The sequence below is a fragment of the Sorangium sp. So ce726 genome, from assembly GCF_051521405.1.
Classification (GTDB): Bacteria; Myxococcota_A; Polyangia; order Polyangiales; family Polyangiaceae; genus Sorangium.
Genome location: NZ_CP150349.1, coordinates 11,588,908 through 11,608,782, shown reverse-complemented (window position 1 = coordinate 11,608,782; position 19,875 = coordinate 11,588,908). Strand labels below are relative to the sequence as shown.

The following is a 19,875-nucleotide window of genomic DNA, read 5'->3' as shown; positions in this document are numbered from 1 at the left end:
TCGGGTAACCCCGTCACGCCGCGCGGTCGAGGGCGCGGCGCGAGAGGATGGCCCTCGCGGCGTCCCGCGCGCTGGCGAGGCTCGCGTCGGCGAGCATGCCCGTCGGCCCGACCCAGTCGCCCGCGAGGAAGAGCCCGTCGAGATCCGGGACGCGGACGCCGGGGCGCCCTGCGTGGCCGCCGCCCTCCGCCGTGACCACGGCGTTGGAGACGACGAGCGAGGGCAGGAAGCGGCGCTCGACGATCGCGTCGCGGTAGCCGGGCTGCGCGCGGTCGAGCAGATCTTCGAGCTCGCGCTCGGGGTCGCGGCCGGCGAGCTCGGGGCTGTACTGGGCGGTGTGGATCACGGCGCCGCCCGCGGGGGCGAGGCGCGCGGCGTCGGAGTGGACCGACAGGTAGAGCGGGCGGTCGATGCCGAGCACGAAGCCCGGGCGCGCGCGAGGGAGCCTCGACAGGGCGACGTCGAGGCACGCGGCGCGGACCGGGAGGGCGCGCTCGGCGTGCGCGGCGAGCGCCGTGCTCGAGGGAACGAGCGCGGCCACGGCGCGCGGGCTCGCGGCGATGAGGATGGCGCTGGCGCCGAGGCGGTCGCCGTTCGCGAGCTCCACGGCGGAGACGGCGCCACCCTCGGCCGCGATCTGCGTCGCCCGCACGCCGGTGAGGATCTCCACGCCGGCCGCCACGGCGGCGTCGCGCAGGCCGCCGACGAGGGTCCTCCAGCCGCCGTCGAGGTAGAGCACCCCGTGGCTCAGGGCGAGCTGCAGCTGGGCGAGCGCCGCGCCGGCGCTCTGGTGATCGTCGTCGGCGCAGTAGGTCGACAGCCGGATGAGCGCGCCGGCGAAGCGGCGCACCTCGGGCGTCCGGAAGGCGTCGCGGAGCCAGGCCGAGACCGGGACCGACGCGAGCGGCGCGGGGTTCACCGCGGCGAGGCTGGTGAGGACGCGCCCCATCTCGACCTTCGCGGCGAGGGGGAAGAGGCCCGTCGTGAGGAGCGAGAGGGCGCCGGACGGCAGGGTGTGAAGGGCGCCGCGGTCGAGCGCGAGCGCGCCCGACTGGGAGGGCACCGCGCCGGTGAACCGGACGCCGAGCTCGCGGAGCACCTCGTGCGCCGCGCCCCCGCGGTAGAGCGCGTGGGCGCCGAGGTTGAGCGAGAAGCCGTGGCTCTCCTGCGTGGAGGCGCGGCCGCCCGGCGCGTGCGCCTTCTCGACGAGGGCGACCGACCGACCCGCCCGGCCCAGGTACGCCGCCGCGGCCAGCCCCGCGAGCCCGCCGCCGATCACCACCACGTCTTTTGTAGTACGCATCACATAGCCCCTTTCCTGGCGGTACCACGATCGGGGGGCCGGAAAGGTTACGCGCGCCCTGTCGAATTTTCGGGGCGCGCCCGGAGGGCCGGACGGGGAGGGGGCTGGACGGGGAGGGGAAAGCGGCGTGCCGGCGCTCAGGTGGCGCGGACGAGCGGCGTGTCGACGAGGTGCTCGGACAGGAACCACACCTGCATCTCGTTCGTGCGGAGGACGTCGCTCATGAGCAGATCGGCGGTGCCATCGTCGCGGTTGTCGGTGGCGAGCTTCACCGCCTCGCGCGTCTCCGCGAGGATGACCTCATGCGCGTCGAGCAGGCGCGAGAGCTGAGCTGGCACCTGCTCGCGGCCGCGGGGCGCCCGCTCGATCCTCGTCATCTCCGCGACGTCGTGCGCCATGGCGATCGCGACGCCGCCCAGCGTCTGGACGCGCTCGGCGAGCATGTCGATCAGCGCGGCTTGCTCCTTGAAGTGCTTGTCGAAGAGCAGGTGGAGCTGGAAGAAGGTCGCCCCGGACACCTGCCAGTGGTGCTTCTTGTACATGTCGCGCAGGACGAGCGTGTCCGACAGGATCTGATTCAGCGCCCGGATGCTCTCCGCGCGCGACTTCGCGGCGAGCGCCAGCGGATAGTCCACGACCGTCCCGAAAGGCTGGATCTCCTTGCCTCGCTGGCGGAGGAGGGGCTGGGCCTCCAGCGCCCGCGCTCCGCCTTCCTTGCCACGCCGCTGCTTCCTCTGTACTGCCATGGTCCCCTCCACGTCGATCGGTTCACTACGTATCTAGAGCCCGACCCCGCTCCGTCCATGGCCGCACGTCCGCTGTCGTGTCCACGCGGGCCCGCGCGGCGCTCCGCTGGAGGGCGCGCCCGCGCGCCATCGGCGGCTCGCATCCGGCCGCGATTTCGTGCAAAGTCCAGCCCAGCATGAAACGGCTCCTGCTCACCAGCGCGCTGCCCTACGCCAACGGGCACATCCACATCGGCCACCTCGTCGAGTACACCCAGACCGACATCTTTGCCCGTTATTGGCGGATGACCGGGCGGAGGTGCATTTACCTGTGCGCCGACGACACCCACGGCACGGCCATCATGATCCGCGCTCGGCAAGAGGGGCGGAGCGAGGCCGACGTCATCGCGGACATGAGCGCGGCGCACCAGCGCGATTTCGCGGCGTTCCAGATCCGGTTCGACCACTACGGCAGCACGAACTCCCCGGCGAACCGCGCGCTGTGCGAGGAGATCTGGGCGTCGCTGCGCGAGCGCGGCATGGTGACCACGAAGGAGGTCACGCAGCTCTTCGATCCGCAGGAGGGCATGTTCCTGGCGGATCGCTTCGTCAAGGGCACCTGTCCGAAGTGCGCGGCGCCGGACCAGTACGGCGATAGCTGCGACCGGTGCGGCTCGACCTACGCCGCGACCGATCTGGTCGAGCCGAGGAGCGCGCTCACGGGCGCGCGGCCCGAGGTGCGGAGCGCGCAGCACCTCATGGTGGCCATCGAGCCGGAGCGGCCGTTCCTGTCGACCTGGACGCAGGGCGAGGGGCGGATGCCAAAGGAGATCGCGAACTACCTCGCAGGGCATTTCCTGTCGGAGCCGCTCCGCGACTGGGACGTATCGCGCCCCGCGCCGTACTTCGGGTTCGAGATCCCCGACGCGCCAGGGAACTACTGGTATGTCTGGTTCGACGCGCCGATAGGGTACATGGCCGCGAGCAAGGAGTGGTGCGCCCGGGAAAGCGAGGCGTTCGACGACTGGTGGCGTTCCGAGGAGACGGAGATAGTCCACGTCATCGGGAAGGATATCGTGTATTTCCACACGCTCTTCTGGCCGGCGATGCTGAAGAGCGCGAGGTTCTCGCTGCCGTCGCGCGTGCAGGTGCACGGGTTCCTCACCGTGAACGGAGAGAAGATGTCGAAGAGCAAGGGCACCTTCGTGCTGGCCTCGACGTACCTGAATCACCTCGACCCGGCGTACCTCCGTTATTACTACGCGAGCAAGCTGAGCTCGAAGGTCGACGACATCGATCTGAACCTGGAAGAGCTCGTCAACAAGGTGAACGCCGAGCTCGTGAACAAGGTCGTGAACCTGGCGAGCCGGTCGTCGCGCTTCGTGGCGCAGACGGGGCTGTCGGCGGCCTACCCGGAGGATGGGGGGCTGTTCGCGGCGGCGGCGGCGGAGGGCGACGCGATCGGGGCGGCGTACGCGGCGTTCGACTATGCGCGGGCGACGAGGAGCATCGTGGCGCTGGCGGACCGGGCGAACGAGTATGTCGACCGGATGCAGCCGTGGGCGCTGGCGAAGCAGCCGGAGAAGAAGGCGGAGGTGCAGGCCGTTTGCACCGTGGCGCTCAACCTGTTCCGGCAGATCGTTCTCTACTTGGCGCCGGTGCTCCCGAAGCTGGCCGACGACGTCGGGCGGCTGCTCGGGTGCCCCATGGACCGGTGGGAGCTCGCGAAGACGCCGCTTGTGGGGACGCCTGTGGCCGCGTATGAGCACCTCATGAAGCGGGTCGAGCCGGGTGCAGTGGAGAAGATGATCGCGGAGAGCCGCCCTGCCGAGGAGGCGGCGGCGCCTGCTGGTGCGGCGGGGGCGAACGCAGAGGCGGGCCAGGCGGCGGGCGGGGGCGCGGCCGCGGAGGACGATGGCGCGGCGCTCGCCAAGGAGCCGCTCGCGCCGGAGTGTACGATCGACGACTTCACCAAGGTCGACCTGCGCGTCGCGCGCATCGTCGCGGCGGAGCACGTGCCCGAGGCGAAGAAGCTGCTCAAGCTGACCGTCTCGCTCGGCGGCGAGGCGCGGAGGACGGTGTTCGCCGGGATCAAGGCGTATTACAAGCCGGAAGATCTCATCGGGCGGCTCGTCATCGTGTGCGCCAACCTGGCGCCGCGGAAGATGAAGTTCGGCCTCAGTGAGGGGATGGTGCTCGCGGCGGGGGACGAGACGGTGCATATCCTGGCGCCGGACTCGGGGGCGAAGCCGGGGATGCGGGTGCACTGAGACGGCTGCAGGCTGCGCGGGCTCGGTGGGCCCGCGCAGCCGCCGCGCCACGTCCTCGACTGTCGGCGTAGCGGACTACTGGCTGAGGATCGGGGGGAGGGTTGGCCGCGGGAACGGGAGCACGATCAGGCCCTGTTTCTTGATCTCCACGTTGGTGAGCTCGCCGAACGCGCCCCGCGCGGTGACGGTGATGTTGGTCCTCGTGCCGTCAGCCCAGAAGAGCTCGCGGGCCTGGCCGTCAAAGGTCAGCTGGCCGAGCTTGCGCACCTGCTGGTGGACGATGCCGCAGGTCTCGGCGCCGGCGGGCGGGTACTGGGCGGCCAGCGTCGGGTCCTCGACGATGTGCCAGACCACAACGCTCGAACCGAGCGGCGAGTCGTAGACGTCGCCCGCGCCCCAGCGGTTCTCGAGCAGGAAGTACTCCTTGTCGCCGCGCGCGGCGTCCCAGAGCAGCGTGACCTCCTTGCGGGTCTCGATCGAGGCCAGCGGGACGGTCTGGGTGGTCCACGAGCCGATCTCGACGAGGTCCGGGGTCACGAGGGCGCTCTTCAGCTTCTCGAACGGACCCATGTGGGTGGCCTGCCAGTGCCAGTACATGGCGTCGAAGTACTTTGACGCCGTGCTCGACGAGTCGCAGCCGTACATGTCCTGCGCGTCCAGGATGCGGTGGGTGAGCTCGTGGGCGAGCAGGCCCACGCCGTTGCGGCGATCGGAGTCGAACGACGATAGGTAGACGTCGAGGAGGTCGAAGTTCAGCGGCGTCGAATTGCCGTCGACCGCCACGTCGACGCTGCGGTTGGTGCCGTAGGCCGAGTTCTGCGGGCGAACCACGATGAGGACGAGCTCGTCGCGGGTGATCTTGCCGTCACCGTTGGTATCGTAGTTGTGGAAGTTGATGCTCGCGTCGGCGGCGCGGATGGCGTCGCGCCAGGCCTCGGCGTGCCCGCCGGGCGTGTCCCAGTACCAGTTGCCCTGGTGCGCGGCCGGCGCCTGGGCGAACGGGCCGCAGTTCACGTACTGGAAGCTGTCGAAGGCGAGCTTGCCGTCGGTGTTGTCGGCTAGCCAGCCCTTCATGCTCATGCCGCCGTCGCCGCCCTCATGGTAGTTGAGGATCTGGGAGAGCGAGGGCGCGGCGTGATCCGGGCGGACCGGGTCGATGCACAGCACCAGGGCCTTGTGGGTGCGCACGCGCGGCGAGTGGCCATAGCCCAGGCCGATGCCCATGAACGCCTGGGCGAAATCGGAGCCCGAGCGCCTCTTGGCGGCCACGCGGAGGGAGCGGTCGCGGATGTTGGCGGTGGTGCCGGTGTCGCTGCGCGCCTGCAGCGTCACGGTGTGGTTGCCCGGGCGCAGGTTCTTGAGCACGAAGGTGTGCGAGTTCACGCGCATGAGCGGCTCGCCCTGGATGAGGGTGACGTCGCTGGGCTGCGCCGGCACGCCGTCGACAAGGGCGCGCAGGAACAGGCGGCCGCTCGAGGAGTAGACCTCGCCGGAGAAGGTGATGGCCGCGCTCTCGGCGGCGGCCTGGGTGTTGAGGTTGACCGAGAGGTCGGGGATGTTGGTCCAGGTCAGGCCGGAGAACGGCACCGGCGGGCCCTGCATGGTGGCCGCCGCGGTCGAGCCGCCCGGGGCCGAGGCCGGCGCGGCCGAGACGGTCACGGTGCGGTCGCCGAGGCGGATGTCGCCGCCGGCGGTATCGCCGGACCACTGGATCTGCACGGCGTGGTTGCCGGCGGGCACGTTGGGCGCGACGAAGGTCATGCTGCGCGTCCCGCCGCGGTTCGCCATGTTGGCGTGGAGCAGCGTCACGTTGCCCACGTCCACGCCGTCGACGAGCGCGCGCACGAACAGGCGGCCGCTGTTCGAGGAGGCCTCGGCCGCGAAGGTGACGATCAGGTCCTGCTGGGCGCTGGTGGTCAGCTGGGTTGTGAGGCCTGGGACGTTTTCCCAGGCGGTGGTGGTCTTGATGAGGTCCGGGCCGCTGGGCGCGGCGGCCACGGCGAGCCGGCCGTCGCCGCTGAAGGGCGCGGCCGAGTTGACCACCAGCGAGCGATCGCGCATCTGGGCGTCGCCGCCGTTCACCACGTACCACTGGATCTCGACGATGTGCTGACCGGCCGAGACGCCCGACTTCACGAAGGTGAAGGAGCGCGTGCCGTCGAAGTTCTCGCTGCCCATCTTGATCTTCACGTCGCTCGGCGAGACCGGCGCGCCGTCGACGAGCGCGCGCAGCCACACCGTGTTGGTGGCGTAGATCTCGGCGCTGAAGCTGATCTCCAGGTTGTCGCCCGCGTGCGAGTAGACCGCGCTGGACAGTCCGGGGGCCGACGTCCATGCGCTCTTGGTCGCGATCGCGTAGGGCGCGCCCTCGGCGGGCGAGAGCACCGACAGGTTGCCGACGGGGTTCTGCTGGTAGAGCGAGAGCGCGGCTGCCTCGCTCGCGACGTCTTCCTCGTCGGACTCCACCTGCGAGACGTCCTCGTCGCCGGCGCAGCCGAGCTGGACGGTCGAGGCCGTGAGAGCCATGAGGGCAAAGTGCTTGAGACGCCTCCGCGGGGCCAGGAAATCCCAGCCGGCGTCGCGCTTGTCCTGACGCTTGAGATGCTGAAAGAACGCCATGATGACACCTCCGGAAAGAGCCAATAAGCCCTTGTCCTCGAATCGGATCCGGCATGACGGCCCATGTCCCATCGCAGAACACCTGGCGATCGGGCTGTCCGTCAGCGCGTGTCATCCCCGTCACTGCACATGAGGTGCCAAGCAGCGGTGCTGTGTGATTGGGCTCACCGCCGGGCCGGCGTGTGTACGGCGCCGCCCGGGCCAGGCACGCTGGCTTTCGCAGAGCGCGTGCTTTGGAGCGGGAACCTCGCCGCCCCGCGGGCGTCCTCCACGCCCACGCCGACGTTGCGCGACCGAGCCAAGGTCGGCTGGAGCATGGGACGGCGCGCGGTGAGCATGGGACGGCGCGCGGGCGCGCACGTGGGCCGCCCGGAAGCACTCAGGACAGCCCGGACCATGCGGTGTGAGGCGACGACGAACAGAGGCAATGTTCCGAAGACAGGTCGATACCAGGGCCTTCGAGTAGCCCCTTGACAGCCGCCCAGAACTCGAATCACGTAAGCAGCATGACCCCGCATCATGGCGATCGAGCATCTGGCGATCGGGTCAGTGTCGGCGGCGAGCGCCAGCACCATCCTCAGCTTTTCGCCCGCGACGAGGTGCTCCACGAGATCGACGCGCTCTTCCGGAGGGGCGCGACCACGGTCCTCGTCACGGGAACCCCTGGCGTCGGCAAGAGCGCGATCCTGGCCAGCTATCTTCAGCGGGTCACCGCGGCCTGTCAGGTCGAGCGCGTGCGCGGCAGGATCGCTGAGTCGAGCCGGCGCCTCGCGCGCTGGGCTGAGCAGGTTGAACGCAACGTACGAGCGCACCCGTCGAGCGCGCGCTGGGCGGTCGCCTCCCATTTCCTGAGGACCAGCGCGTTCGATCGGCCCGATATCGTCGCGAGCTCGCTCGCAACGCAGCTTGAGAACCGCTTCATCGACATGCGCGACGGGCACGCGCACCCCGAGCGCCGCCTCATCGACCTCATCGAGCGCATCTCGAGGCGTGTCCTGGAGCCGGATTCCATGAGCCTCCTCCTCGTCATTGATGACCTCGACGAGGCGGAAGACGAGAGGGGTTACTCCGATCTCACCCGCCTGCTCCCCGCCCCGCTCCCGCCGCGCGTCGTCCTGCTCGCTTCCTCGCGCCCTACCACGGATCTCGGCTGGTTCATGCGTTACGCCCCGGCGCTCGTCGACCTCGACGCCCCGCGATGGATCCCCTCGAATTACGCGGCGTGCCGGGCCTTCTGGGACGGCGTCGTCCGGGAGCTCGGCCTGCCGGCCTACGTCGCCGACGAGGCCGTGCAGCGCGCCCAGGGCAACATGCTCTACTCCGTCGAGCTCGCCGAGTGGCTGCGGCGGTTGCCCCCCGAGGGCCGCCTCGGCGCTCCGCTCCCCCGCACGCTGCGTGACGTCTTCATCAAGCTATGGGGCCGCGTGAACCACCTACCCGCCGAGTCGGAGCTGCTGGTCAAGCGCAGCCTGGCCCTCCTCTGCGCCGCTCCCTCACCGCTCCCCCTTTCGTATATCGCCGCGCATACCGGCTGGAGCAGCCACCTCCACGCGACCACCTTTCTGCGCGTCACGCGCCCCTTTCTCCAGCGCTTCACGACCCCGGGCGCCGAAGACACGTTCCGCCCGTTCCATGATGAGCTCCGGACGCTGATCACAGAGCAGCTGACCGCCGAAGCTGCGGCAGCCAGGGCCGCTCCGTACTATGCCAGTGTGCCGCCGCCTGCCTCCTTGCCGCCGCCTGCCTCCTTGCCGCCGCCTGCGGCGTCGACCCCGCCGCCGCCGGCGCGGACCACGGGCAACCGAGGCACCCTGGTGATGCGCGCGGTAGAGCCGAGCCAGCGGCCGGCGCTCGACCAGGGCTCGGCGGCGCGCGTGCAGCGGGCTCACGCCCGCGGCGATGAGGCAGAGCGCATCGCTGATGCCGAGGCGGAACGCGCCATGGCCGCTGCGGAGGAGCAGGTGCTCGGTCCCGTGGCCGCTCGCTACGCCTTCCTCGTCGGGGTAGGCCGCTACGATGACCGCAGCATTGGCGATCTGCGTTTTTGTGTCAACGACGTCGTCGCGCTCGGGAACGCACTCAAGAACGAGCTGGGCTACACCGTCGTGAAGGCGATGCACGATGGCGTCGAAGAAGAGCGTATGTTGCCCCTGCGCAACCGCGTCTTGCAGGAGCTGAGCCTCTTCGCCAGTGGGATGAGCCCCAATGACCTGCTCCTGGTGCATTTCTCCTGTCATGGTACCCTGCACAAGGGCAAACCGGTTCTCCTCTTTCGCGACACCGGCAAGCAGGTGCTCTCCGAGACGTCTCTCTCGGTCAACAGGATCAAGAAGATCCTCCTCAAATCGCCCGCCCGTCGCAAGATCCTCATCCTCGACGCCTGCCACGCCGGGGTCGATCTCGGCCGGGCGCCCGGCGCTCCCTCGCTTCTCCCTGGGTTCGTCCACGATGCCTTCGAGCTGGCCGAGGGCATCGCTGTCCTCTCGGGCAGCACTTCCCAGCAGATCGCGATGGAGCGCCCGGAAGCCAAGCTCGGTGTGTTCACATCGTTCGTGCTCGAGGGTCTTCGCGGCGCCGCCGATCGCACGGGTCGCAAGGGGTTCGTCACCGTGGATGATCTGAATCACTACGTCACGTACAGCGTCCAGCAATGGAGCCGCGAGCAGTCGCTCTCCCTGCAGACCCCCACGGCGAGGATCGAGGGGACGGGGAGCATGATCCTCGCCGACTTTCGCCATCGGAGCGCCTGAGGGCTCGACGCCGACGGCGCCTCGGCTCCTCGTGGGGCGACCGGCGCGTCCGCCGCAGAGGTCACGCGCGGTGACGCGCCGCCCGTGCGCGCGGCACGCTGTGCGATAACGTCGATCGCCGCTCTAGCACTGCTGCGGGAAGTTGCCCCGGATCGGCAGAAAAACCGCCATGGCGCCAAGGTCGCCAAGGGGAGAAGAGGAAGTGCCGTCTCGGCATTTCCCCCTCCCATTTCCCTGGTTTCTTGGCGCCCTTGGCGTCATGGCGGTTCGCTTCCCCCTCCGACTTCCCGCAGTAGTGCTAGCGTCCGGCCTGCGCGGTGACGGTTTTCGGCTTTGTGATCAGAGGATCTGCTGGACCCGTGGGGTTGATCTGGGAAGCCTTTGTGCCACCGGCGTCAGTGAACGTGCCGAACTCGGCGGGCCTGGCGTCCTTATGACCTGCCTGTCCAGGCGCCGGATCGCGACCGGCGAGCGCGGCGACGATCTCTTTGCGGCGGAGGGGTGTCGGTGAGCTGAACGCAAGGACCTTCCCCTGGGTGGGCGTGACGAGCCAGCCCGTGGCTGGAATGCGCGTGGCCTCGCCGGCCTTGGCGTGGATGGCTTCGCCATCCAGCGGGTACGTCGTGACGGCCCGACTGCTCTCGGCGACCTGCACCAGGTACACGTAGGCGTCTTGCTCGACCGTTCCCTTGAAGGCTATCTTCGTGTTCGCGGGAGCCACGAACTTCTCGGTCGCGGCGGCGGAGAGCTTCTTCGTCGTGTCGCCGACGAGCACCGAGAGAGCCCACCGCAGGCGGTGGAGCTCGTCGCTCGACGCGGAGGGGGCGCTCTTCTTGGCTTTCCTGCTGGCTGACTTCGCCGCAGCTGCCGTGGACTGTGTTGCCCGCTTGGGTCTCGCAGCGGTGTTCCGGATCGGCATGACCATGTTCTCCTGGAGACGTGTTGTCTGGATGATGGAAGCACACGAGGACCGATAAGCTGCGCGAGCGAGGGCGCCCGGCGGTGAAGCGCCGTCTCTGTCCGTTCCTGGTCGTCGCGGCCGCTGCCGCCTTCTGCTCGCCGCTTCTGCCGGCGAGGTGCGTCACCGCGAGGCGCACCGGAACCCGAGCCCAGAGCGACCCTCGATGCGCTTCGAGCGGCCGCGCGTCACGCCTCGAGACATCACATCGAGCGCCGGCCAGGAACCGCCACGGCGTATGCGCTGGTCCTCCTCGCGCGACACGCCAGGGCCTTCCGTCACGGGATCGACGCAATTGCCGCATGGGCCATAGTGAGAAAGCAAGAACTGATCCTGCACCCATTCCGCTGCATTGCCGCCGAGGTCCCAGACCCCCTCCGGTGTCCTGTCCTGCGGGGACGTGCCCACGTCGTGCTCGCCCTTCGGCGACCTCTCGCAGAGGCCCTTCTCGTACACGCCAAAGGCGACGCCAGCGCAGCGAGGTGGATCTGAGCCCCACGGAAACCGGCGCGCTGTTGCTCCACGCGCGGCGAACTCCCACTCGGCCTCGGTGGGGAGGCGTTTCCCGCGGGCTTTGCAGTAGAGCGAGGCGGCGTCCCAGGTGACCTGGATGACCGGCTTGCTCTCGTAGTCCGGCCGGGGCACGAAGCGCCTCTCCGGGAGCAAGAGGATCCCTGAATACTCGGGGAAGAGATCGACCAGCAGATAGCCGCGCGCGCGCTCGTGCACGTAGCGCTGGATGCGGTGCTCAGGATCCTCCTTGATGTCGAGCGCTGGCGAGGTGACATCGAGCCACGCGGCGAAATCCGCGTTGGTGGTCTCGTAAGCATCGATATAGAACGGGGAGACGGTCACCTCTCGCACGGGCTGCTCTCGCTCGAGCAGGTCCCGGCGGCACTCGGGCCCGAGGCGCCGGCACTCGGCGTCGATCTCGGCGAGCGTGCTCCCCATCCGGAATTGGCCTCCCTGGAGCCGCACCATGTTGGACAGCGTCACCGGCGCTCTCTCCGGGGGCGCTGGCTTCACCGGCACATTGGCCACGAGCGCCGCCTTCAGGGGGGGCCTCCAGGTCAGCGCCGCTTGCACGGGCTCGCCGCCGGCGCCGTTGCTGTACACGCGGGCGAGGCCATAGGATGCGGCGACGAGCAGCGCAGGGATCGCGAGCAAGCCAACCAGGCGCCGCGCCTGTGGCCGCGCGGATGACGCGGTGACCTCTTGCGTCTCGGTGCGCTCGACGCGCACCTCCATCTGCTCCGGTGTGTCGGCCGCGGGGACGGGCGACGGCGTGGCCTCGGACGGAGCCACCTCCGCCGTCTCGGCGACCTTCGTTCCGCCTGGCTGTGAGCCCCTCTCGGTAAGGGTCGTCTCCCGGACGGCCGGCTTCTTCACGGTCGTCCTGCCGGCGTACCCCGCCTCGGAGGTCGCTGCTGACGTCGACTCCGCTGCGGCTCCCACGACCGCTACCGGCGTGACCGCGGTCGTCGCTGCGGTGTCGCGGCGCATGGCCTCGGCGATCTGGGCGATGTCCGGGCGCCGCGACGGTTCCTTCGCCAGCATGCGCCGGATCAAAGTCGAGATCTCCTGGGGCACCTCCGGGGCGACCTCGCTCAGAGGACGCGGATCCTGGAAGAGGTGCATGCGGAGGATCTCGACGGGCTCACCCGTGAACGGCGGCTCCCCGGCGAGCAGCTCGTGGAGGACGACGCCCAAGGAGTAGACATCCGATCGGCTGTCCACCGCCGATTGACCGACACACTGCTCGGGCGACATGTACATCGCCGTTCCGAGCACCGAGCCCGGCGCGGTGACATCGGCCTTGTCCTCGGTGAACCGGGCGATGCCGAAATCCAGCAGCTTCAGGCGCTCCCCGCCGGACGCCTCGTCGTCGGCGACGAGCATCATGTTCGAGGGCTTCAGGTCGCGGTGGACAATCCCGTTCTTGTGGACTGCCGCCAGCGCCGACGCCGCTTGACGTCCGATACGAAGCACCTCCGGAAGGGCGAGCCTCTTGCATCGCATCAGGCGACTCCGGAGCAGCTCACCTCGGAGATACTCCATGAGGATGTACGGCTCGCCCTGGGGTGTCTCACCGAAATCGAAGATCTTCACCAGCCCCGGATGGTCAACCAGGCTCAGCGCGCGCGCCTCATTGGTGAACCGACGAAGCTGGCTCGTGTCCCGGGCGAGCTGGCTGGAGAGCACCTTGACCGCCGCGAGCTGTCCAACGCTCTGATGGACCGCGCGGTAGACAACCCCCATCCCCCCACGGCCGATCTCCTCGGTGATGAGGTACTGGCCGATGGTCGATCGGATGAGTGAATCCACGCTGCGCCTCGGTTCAGACTCGGTGGCCTCGAACGGCTCGGGGGAATTCTATAACGGTGAACGATGGGGGAAAACGACCTATCGATGCCCCAGCCTGCGCGACGCAGCGGGGGCCAATGCGATATGCCGCCCACGCTGTAATTTTGCTTCGCGCTCGGGGAGCGCGCGCAGTGAGCGCCACGTCAGCGGCGGAAGCGCTGCACATCGAGGTCGTGATGGGCAATCCATCGATAGATCTGCTTGCGCGACCGGCGCGTCGCCCGCGCGATGTCCGCCACCACGCCGCGGTGCGTGCGGAGCAGCTCCTCCAGCTGGGCTCGATCGGGGGGAGGCTCCCTCTCGTCGGCCGCGTTGGACGCGTCTTCCTCGCTGGCGAGCGCGGGGTCCGACGAAGCGTGTGCGTCGGAGGTGGTCGTCGGTGGAGCTGCGGGTGCTGCGCTGGACGGAGGCCCGAGCCGGTCGGCCACGAGCTCGAGATCCAGCACGCCGGCATCGCCGCCGCGAATGCGGAGCTGCGCGGCGAGGGCGAACACCTCGCGAACATTGAAGGGCCACGGATGCAGGAGCAGTGCCTCCGCGAGCGCGGAGCTGATGCGCGCGCGGGGCCGGCCCAGGGCGTGATCGAGCAGGGGCAGCACGTCCTCGCGCCGCTCGCGGAGCGGCGCGATCCCGAGCGGGAACTCCGAGAGCCTCGCGAAGAGATCGCCGCGAAAGCGGTGCGCCGCGATATCCGCCGTGAGGTCGCGGTTCGTCGCGGCGACGATGCGGACGTCGCAGGCGACCGGGGTTGTCGCCCCGACGGGGAGCACCATGCGATCCTGCAGCACGCGAAGGAGCTTGGGCTGCACGCCCTGCGGGAGGTCGCCGACCTCATCCAGGAAGAGGGTGCCCCCGTCGGCGGCGCGGAACAGCCCGGGGCGGGCCACTGCCCCGCTGAACGCGTTGGCCAGGTGACCGAACAGCTGGCTCTCGGCGAGGCTCTCGGGGATGGCGCTGCAGTTCACGGCCACGAACGGCCCTCGCCGCTTGCTGGCGTCGTGCACGGCGCGCGCCACCACCTCCTTGCCGCAGCCGCTCTCGGCGAGGAGCAGCACCGTGACCTCGGTGGGGCCGACGCGGTGGATAGCGGCACGCAGCGTGCACATCGATGGAGCGTCGCCGAGGAGCGATGGCACCGGCGCGTCGGCCTGAGGCTCCGGTTCGGCGCGGACCACCAGGTACGAATCGCCTATCGAGAGCACGTCGCCGTCGTCCAGCAACGCTTCCTCGATGCGCCGTCCGTTCACGTACGTGCCGTTGCGGCTCTTCTCATCGACGACCCGCAGCCGGCCGAGCGCGTCTGTGTGAAGCGTCGCGTGGAGCCGCGATGCGCGAGCGTCGCGGGGCAGGGCGATGCCGCTCCGCACCTCCCGCCCCATGGGCGTCGCACCTCGCGACGGCGTGAAGAGGACCGGCGGGTTCAGGAGGTCGTCGCCGGAGTAAACCAGGCGCAGGCGGAACACCCGCAGCAGGCTGCGCAGGATCGCAGGCGCCTTTTCCTCGGTCGTCGCCGCGAGCGGGACCTCGCCTGGCCTGCTGGTGGGTACATCCTGGGGCATTCACTAGACAAATAGCGCATCGCGGCGCTCTCCTGGGGACCGCGAGCGGCTCTCCCGGAGGCCATGCGCCCCGTGGCGGCGCTTCCTGAAATTGCAGTGAGAGTGAACTGGCGCTGCGGTTATCGTTCCGCTGGGTGTGCACGGGTCACGGGACCGCCCGCGGGCCGTCCCGGCGGAGGGCGGTAGGGGCTCGATGGGCGTCGCCGGGTCGCGGCGGGCGTCCACATCGGGCGCGCGGCGACCTATCATCCTGCTCCGCGAAAAACTTCCATGGAGCTCGATGAGCACACGTACGTGGGCGGATGGGTTTGAAGACTCGACTGGCGATCAGGAGCTCGCCGTGAGACGAGATGCGCTCCACTCCTTGCGTGGCCCGGAGGGAGGCTATGCCCGATCGCACCGCGGCCTTGCTTCGTTCTGGGGGACCATCGCGGAAGAGATTCGCGCTCGGCCGCCTTCGCCCGACCTTCTTCCGTTGCTCACGCAGCTTGACGACTGGCTCGTCGGCGGGCCGCGGTGGTGAGCACCAATCCCGCGCTGGTGACGTTCGCCTCCCTCCTCACCGGCTCGGAGCAGCAGCTGGTGCAGCGGTGGGCGACAGACACGTGCGCAGGCCTCGACGAGCTCCTTCCCCGACCGATCCCTCACGTGACGACGGACCGGAGCGCGGCGGACCCGGAGCGAACCCGTCGGATCCGCGCGGGCGCGACATACGACGAAGTCGATGGATACCTGTCGAGGGACATGGTGATTCGCCCCACGGACCTCTCGCCCGACGAAGCTTGGCGCCTCGCGGAGAGCCGAGAGGGGGAATCGCGGATGGTCTCCTTCGCAGGCATCTTGCCCGATCTCCCCGAGGAGATGCGCGAGAGCGCTGTTCGAGAGGTCATGTCCTCCTACTGGGTCCATGGCGACCGGCTGGCGCTACGCGTCCTTTCGGCCTGCGCGCCCTGGATGGCCCTCGCCGACGCGGCCAGGGTCCTCTGCAGCGAGCTCGGCAACGACTGGACAGGCGACCTCCCCGGGATGCTGGTAGGCTTCGGCAGCCTCACCGAGCTCTCTCCGCTCTTGCTGCGGTTGGGCGGGACGGCGGCGATCGTGGGGGTCGCCCGTGCCATCGCCGAGGTGGGTCAATGGCTCTCCTAGCGCACCGATCACATTGGAGTCCCGAGGAATCAACAGAAGGGAAGAGAAACCGCAAGGGGCGCAAGGGGCGCAAGGGGAAGGAAAGAGAATATCTCGTCTCTGGTCCCTTGCGCCCCTTGCGCCCCTTGCGGTTTCTCTCTTTCCCGCATTCCTTGCCCTTGGAGCTTGCTTCCTGGCAGCTCGGCTGGGCCTCGCAACTCATTGAATCCAGGCAACTTTCAACCTGTTCGGTGCTCTAGCTCCGCGTGCCACAGGTCGCGCCAGAAACACCGGTCGATGACGAGCGGCGGCCGGGAGCCCCTGTGGCTGTCAGCGATAGGGCATCTTTCACTTCGCCCAGCGATAGGGCTTCTTTCATTCACGCGCTTGAGCGCTGGTACTACGCCTTCAAGCACGGAGGGCTCGACGCCCTCCGTCCGAAGCCGCGCTCGGATCGCTTGACTTGAAGCGCCGCCGCCATGCGCCGGGGGCCATGCCGGCCCACTGCCGGAACGCGTGACTGAACGAGGCCTCGGACGAGTAGCCGGTGAGGTGCGAGACCTTCGCGAGCGGCGCGCCCTCGCGGAGGAGAACCGCAGCCTTCTGCATGCGGAGCCGCGTGAGGTAGCCGAGCGGCGGCTCGCCGACGAGCTCGGTGAAGCGCGCCGCGAAGACCGAGCGCGAGAGGCCCACTTCCTTCGCGAGCGAGGCCACCGTCCACGGCTCCTCGGCGCGCCGGTGCATCGCGCCGAGCGCCGCGGCGGTGCTCGGATCGCGGAGCGCGCCGAGGAAGCCGCCGCCGTCCTCAGGCAAGCGCGCGAGGTACGCGCGGAGGATCTGGATGAACATGACGTCCGCCATCCGAAGGAGGACGATCTCGGACCCGGGCCGGTTCGTCTCGACCTCACGAGTGATGAACTGGATGTTCTCGAAGAACGACGGCACCGCCTGCTCCGTGTCGGGAGTCATCCGGATGAGCGGTGGCAGCGTCGCGAGGATCGGTGTCGCGAGCGGATCGTCGAGCACGAAGGCGCCGGTGATGAAGGTCGTCTCGGGGCCTTTCGTGCCGAGATCGATGTGGATGACGCCATGGGTCGAGTGGGTGGCGCATCGCGCGACCTCGGCGAAGCTCCGGGGGGTGCTCCGCGGATGGTCGCGCAGCGCGTGGGCGTGGCCGAGCGGAAGTACCGCGAGATCGCCACCGGAGAGCGCGACGCGCGGCTCGTCCGTCTTGTCGACGCTGAGCCAGGCGCTGCCGCGGACCACGTAGTGGAACCGGATGCAGCCCTTGCTCACCGGCAGGGCAACGCCCCACGGCGCGCGCCCGACGGTGGAGACCCAGCGCGTCCGCTGCAGACGAACCAGGGCAAGCACCGCGCTCAAAGCATCCATCGATCGATAGCGTAATGAGCGCGGGCCGCGGTGTCCAAGCCGTGCGGACGATTTCGAAACTTTCCCGGACAGCTTCGCATGGTTCGTACGGATCGCGAACCGTATGAAGGATGCGTCGTTCTCGACGAAAGGAATCTCATGTCCAGCAAGCTCGATCTTTCGAAGGAGTTCATCGGTCGCCGTGTCCTCGTCACCGGAGGCTCGCGCGGCATCGGCGCGGCGATCGCTCAGCGCCTCCTCGATGCCGGCGCCAAGGTCGTGGTCGCCGCGCGCTCGCGCAGCGACGTCACCCCCGCGGCGGCGACGTTCATCTCCGGCGACGTCCGCACGAGCGAAGGGGTGAAGGCGATCGCCGCAGAGGCGCTCGTGGCCCTCGGCGGCCTCGACATCCTCGTGAACAACGCGGGCGGGTCGCGCGCGTTCCTGGAAGGCTCCGCGACGATCCCCGACGAGGAGTGGCAAGACGCCCTCGCGCTCAACCTCTTGTCCGCGGTCCGCCTCACGAACGCGGTCCTGCCGGCGCTCCGCGCCTCGAAGACCGCCGCGGTCGTGAACATCTCGTCGACGGCAGCGACGATGCCGATCGGCTCGTTCGCACATTACTGCGCCGCGAAGGCGGCGCTCGACACCTACTCGCGCGCGCTCGCCGTGGAGCTCGCGCCGAGCGGCGTCCGCGTGAACGTCGTGACGCCGGGGCCGGTGGCGACACCCAGCTCTGACGAGCTGCGGAAGACGTACACCGATGGGATGGGCATGCCGGTCGATGCGTTTGTCCAGCAGGTGCCGCTCGGACGCCTCGGCACCACCGACGATGTCGCGGAGGTCGTCGCGCTCCTCGCGTCGGATCGCGGGAGGTGGCTGACCGGCGGGAACTACCGCGTCGACGGCGGAATGACGGCGCGCTGACGGTCAGGCCATCATCGGGCTGCCGGAGCCAGCAACTGGCGCCCGTATCGAGATGCAGGTCGGCTTGCCTGCGCGGGTAGGCCAGGGCCGCCGGGGTGAAGAGGCTCGTGACGCTCTCGGTCTGGGGCGCCGCGGGCGAGGCGTCCTGCCCGCGGCCGCGCTCCGCTGAGGTAGCGCGCGTCGATCGGCCCCTGATCTGGCATTCTCGCATGTTGCGCGCGGCGCTCGCCCAGCCGGGCTTGTCCTTGGCCATCGCGCGCGCGGCGGCGGGGCGCGCGGCGCACTTTACATCGTGGCGCTCCGCTACGTGGGCGATCCGAACCAGGTGGTGAGGGCGTCGCGAAGGCCGTGGTCCGTCCCTTCTCCGACCCACGCGACGTGTCCGTCGGGTCGAATCAAGACAGCCGCCGGCGCAGGTACCGCGCCGAGCACCGGGAGCTCCCACACACCAGCGGGGCGAGCTTCGAGCAGCCGAACACGAGCGGCCCAGGGAGTGATGTCGAAGGCCCCCGGCTCACCGAGGTTGAGCAAGACCGGCCTTGCCTCGTGCAGCAGCGTGAAGACTCGCAGCGGTCCGCTTTCGGTGACCAGCTCGAGATCGGGCACGCGACGTCCGAGCAGCGGGTGTCCTTCACCGAGGTCGTAGCGAATGTCGAGACCCGACATCATCGCGGCGTAGCGCTTGCGAGGCTCGTCCATCTTGAGCAGCTCGGTCACGGTCTCGCGCAGGGCCTCCGTTCGATCGTCGCCGCGACCGAGCGCGGTTTGTGCCATGGTCAGGCGCAGCACGCGGGCAGCGATGGGGTGCCGCTCGGCGTGATAGGTGTTGAGCAGGCTGTCGGGCGATGTGCCGTTCACCACCTGGGCGAGCTTCCATCCCAGGTTCACGGCGTCCTGGACGCCGATGTTGAGTCCCTGTCCACCTGCCGGCGCGTGCACGTGCGCCGCGTCGCCCGCGAGGAGGATACGCCGGTCTCGGTAGGACGCCGCTTGCCGAGCCATGTCGCTGAATCGGGATAGCCAGGTCGGGTTATGAACACCGAAGTCGGTGCCGTAGACCGCGACGAGCGCATCGCGCAGATCCTGTAGCGTCGGCTTGTCAGTTTTGCCGACGTGCGGCTCCACGAGCACGACGCCAACACGCTTTCCGTCCTCCAGCTTCCCCAGGGCGTTGACGCCCTTTTCTCCGCGGCGGACGCCCCACGCGGGCTCGTCCGCCATGTCCACCTCCGCGATCAGGTAGCTCGTCGACGCGTCCCATCCGGTGAAGTCGATGCCCGCCTTCTTGCGGACCAGGCTGCGACCGCCGTCGCACCCGACGAGATACTTCGCTCGTAGCGTCGCGCCGTCAGACAGCTCGACGTCGACGCCCGTGTCGTCCTGCGCAAACCCCGTCACGTCACGCCCGCGATAGAACGTCACCGGCAGCTCGGAGACCCAGTCGGCCAGGATGCGCTCGATCCGGTTCTGGCGGAGCGCGAGCCCGTGGTTGTGGCGAACAGGGAAGTCGCTGATGTCGAGAGGGATGAACGAGAAGCCAGCGACCTGCATCACCTGCCCTTGTGAGAGAAAGCGCTCCGCGACGCCACGCTGATCGAAGACCTCGATCGTGCGTGCGTGCAGGCCGCCCGCGCGCGAGCCGGCGAGGTCCTGGTTCTCCCGCCGCTCGACGACGGCGACGTCGATTCGCGCCAGCGCAAGCTCGGCCGCCAACATGAGTCCCGTCGGACCTCCACCAGCGATCATCACGGCGTGCTTCGGCATCTTCATGGTGCAGCACGATGCGGCACACCCAGGGGCTTCCGGCAAGCCCCCATGTCTGGTATACGCTAGAGCTGGAGATGGCCGGGAGGCGCGCTCGTCTCCTCGCTGCACGCGCGCCTCGCGGCACGCGGTGGCGCGCC

The 19,875-nt window shown here is 69.3% G+C and carries 12 protein-coding genes; 4 read left to right on the top strand and 8 right to left on the bottom strand.

Annotation, left to right across the window (positions count from 1 at the left end; translation table 11 throughout):
- Positions 1-13: 13 nt before the first annotated feature.
- A complete protein-coding gene (locus WME79_RS43290; protein ID WP_437527579.1) occupies positions 14-1,303 on the bottom strand; it encodes a phytoene desaturase family protein in 1,290 nt (429 codons plus the stop codon).
- A 137-nt stretch (positions 1,304-1,440) separates the two neighbouring features.
- Positions 1,441-2,049: a Dps family protein gene (locus WME79_RS43285; RefSeq protein WP_437527576.1), complete on the bottom strand. Its 609-nt coding sequence runs from the start codon at positions 2,047-2,049 to the stop codon at positions 1,441-1,443.
- A gap of 176 nt (positions 2,050-2,225) precedes the next feature.
- On the opposite strand from WME79_RS43285, the gene metG reads away from it, so the two are divergent.
- Entirely contained in the window at positions 2,226-4,298 is a 2,073-nt protein-coding gene (gene metG / locus WME79_RS43280) for a methionine--tRNA ligase (protein ID WP_437527573.1), read from the top strand.
- 75 nt (positions 4,299-4,373) lie between these two features.
- On the opposite strand, the gene WME79_RS43275 is transcribed toward metG, so the two are convergent.
- Positions 4,374-6,917 (bottom strand): EF-hand domain-containing protein, encoded by a 2,544-nt coding sequence (locus WME79_RS43275; protein ID WP_437527570.1) that lies wholly within the window; start codon positions 6,915-6,917, stop codon positions 4,374-4,376.
- A 506-nt stretch (positions 6,918-7,423) separates the two neighbouring features.
- Here WME79_RS43275 and WME79_RS43270 point away from each other — a divergent pair.
- Positions 7,424-9,667: a caspase family protein gene (locus WME79_RS43270; RefSeq protein ID WP_437527567.1), complete on the top strand. Its 2,244-nt coding sequence runs from the start codon at positions 7,424-7,426 to the stop codon at positions 9,665-9,667.
- 298 nt (positions 9,668-9,965) lie between these two features.
- Here the strand turns inward: WME79_RS43270 and WME79_RS43265 are convergent, their stop codons facing one another.
- The 3 genes from WME79_RS43265 to WME79_RS43255 form a co-directional block, all read right to left on the bottom strand.
- Positions 9,966-10,592 (bottom strand): hypothetical protein, encoded by a 627-nt coding sequence (locus tag WME79_RS43265; RefSeq protein ID WP_437527564.1) that lies wholly within the window; start codon positions 10,590-10,592, stop codon positions 9,966-9,968.
- 156 nt (positions 10,593-10,748) lie between these two features.
- Complete coding sequence (locus WME79_RS43260; RefSeq protein ID WP_437527561.1) at positions 10,749-12,950, bottom strand: protein kinase domain-containing protein; 2,202 nt, start codon at positions 12,948-12,950, stop codon at positions 10,749-10,751.
- A 182-nt stretch (positions 12,951-13,132) separates the two neighbouring features.
- Positions 13,133-14,548, bottom strand: coding sequence for a sigma 54-interacting transcriptional regulator (locus WME79_RS43255; protein WP_437527559.1), 1,416 nt, complete (start codon positions 14,546-14,548; stop codon positions 13,133-13,135).
- A 519-nt stretch (positions 14,549-15,067) separates the two neighbouring features.
- On the opposite strand from WME79_RS43255, the gene WME79_RS43250 reads away from it, so the two are divergent.
- A complete protein-coding gene (locus tag WME79_RS43250) occupies positions 15,068-15,694 on the top strand; it encodes a hypothetical protein (RefSeq protein ID WP_437527556.1) in 627 nt (208 codons plus the stop codon).
- Positions 15,695-16,081: 387 nt separating this feature from the next.
- Here WME79_RS43250 and WME79_RS43245 read toward each other — a convergent pair whose 3' ends face one another.
- Positions 16,082-17,065 carry an AraC family transcriptional regulator gene (locus WME79_RS43245; protein ID WP_437527553.1) on the bottom strand — a complete coding sequence of 328 codons (984 nt, stop codon included), beginning with the start codon at positions 17,063-17,065 and terminating at the stop codon, positions 16,082-16,084.
- A gap of 138 nt (positions 17,066-17,203) precedes the next feature.
- On the opposite strand from WME79_RS43245, the gene WME79_RS43240 reads away from it, so the two are divergent.
- Positions 17,204-17,971 carry an SDR family oxidoreductase gene (locus WME79_RS43240; protein ID WP_437527550.1) on the top strand — a complete coding sequence of 256 codons (768 nt, stop codon included), beginning with the start codon at positions 17,204-17,206 and terminating at the stop codon, positions 17,969-17,971.
- A 303-nt stretch (positions 17,972-18,274) separates the two neighbouring features.
- Here WME79_RS43240 and WME79_RS43235 read toward each other — a convergent pair whose 3' ends face one another.
- Positions 18,275-19,735: an FAD-dependent monooxygenase gene (locus tag WME79_RS43235; protein ID WP_437540051.1), complete on the bottom strand. Its 1,461-nt coding sequence runs from the start codon at positions 19,733-19,735 to the stop codon at positions 18,275-18,277.
- Positions 19,736-19,875 lie beyond the last annotated feature (140 nt).

Excerpts from the sequence above, each read along its gene's own strand:
- WME79_RS43290 (WP_437527579.1), bottom strand. The coding sequence starts at position 1,303 with ATGCGTACTACAAAAGACGTGGTGGTGATCGGCGGCGGGCTCGCGGGG.
- WME79_RS43285 (WP_437527576.1), bottom strand. The coding sequence starts at position 2,049 with ATGGCAGTACAGAGGAAGCAGCGGCGTGGCAAGGAAGGCGGAGCGCGG.
- metG (WP_437527573.1), top strand. The coding sequence starts at position 2,226 with ATGAAACGGCTCCTGCTCACCAGCGCGCTGCCCTACGCCAACGGGCAC.
- WME79_RS43275 (WP_437527570.1), bottom strand. The coding sequence starts at position 6,917 with ATGGCGTTCTTTCAGCATCTCAAGCGTCAGGACAAGCGCGACGCCGGC.
- WME79_RS43270 (WP_437527567.1), top strand. The coding sequence starts at position 7,424 with ATGACCCCGCATCATGGCGATCGAGCATCTGGCGATCGGGTCAGTGTC.
- WME79_RS43265 (WP_437527564.1), bottom strand. The coding sequence starts at position 10,592 with ATGGTCATGCCGATCCGGAACACCGCTGCGAGACCCAAGCGGGCAACA.
- WME79_RS43255 (WP_437527559.1), bottom strand. The coding sequence starts at position 14,548 with ATGCCCCAGGATGTACCCACCAGCAGGCCAGGCGAGGTCCCGCTCGCG.
- WME79_RS43245 (WP_437527553.1), bottom strand. The coding sequence starts at position 17,065 with ATGGATGCTTTGAGCGCGGTGCTTGCCCTGGTTCGTCTGCAGCGGACG.
- WME79_RS43240 (WP_437527550.1), top strand. The coding sequence starts at position 17,204 with ATGTCCAGCAAGCTCGATCTTTCGAAGGAGTTCATCGGTCGCCGTGTC.
- WME79_RS43235 (WP_437540051.1), bottom strand. The coding sequence starts at position 19,735 with ATGCCGAAGCACGCCGTGATGATCGCTGGTGGAGGTCCGACGGGACTC.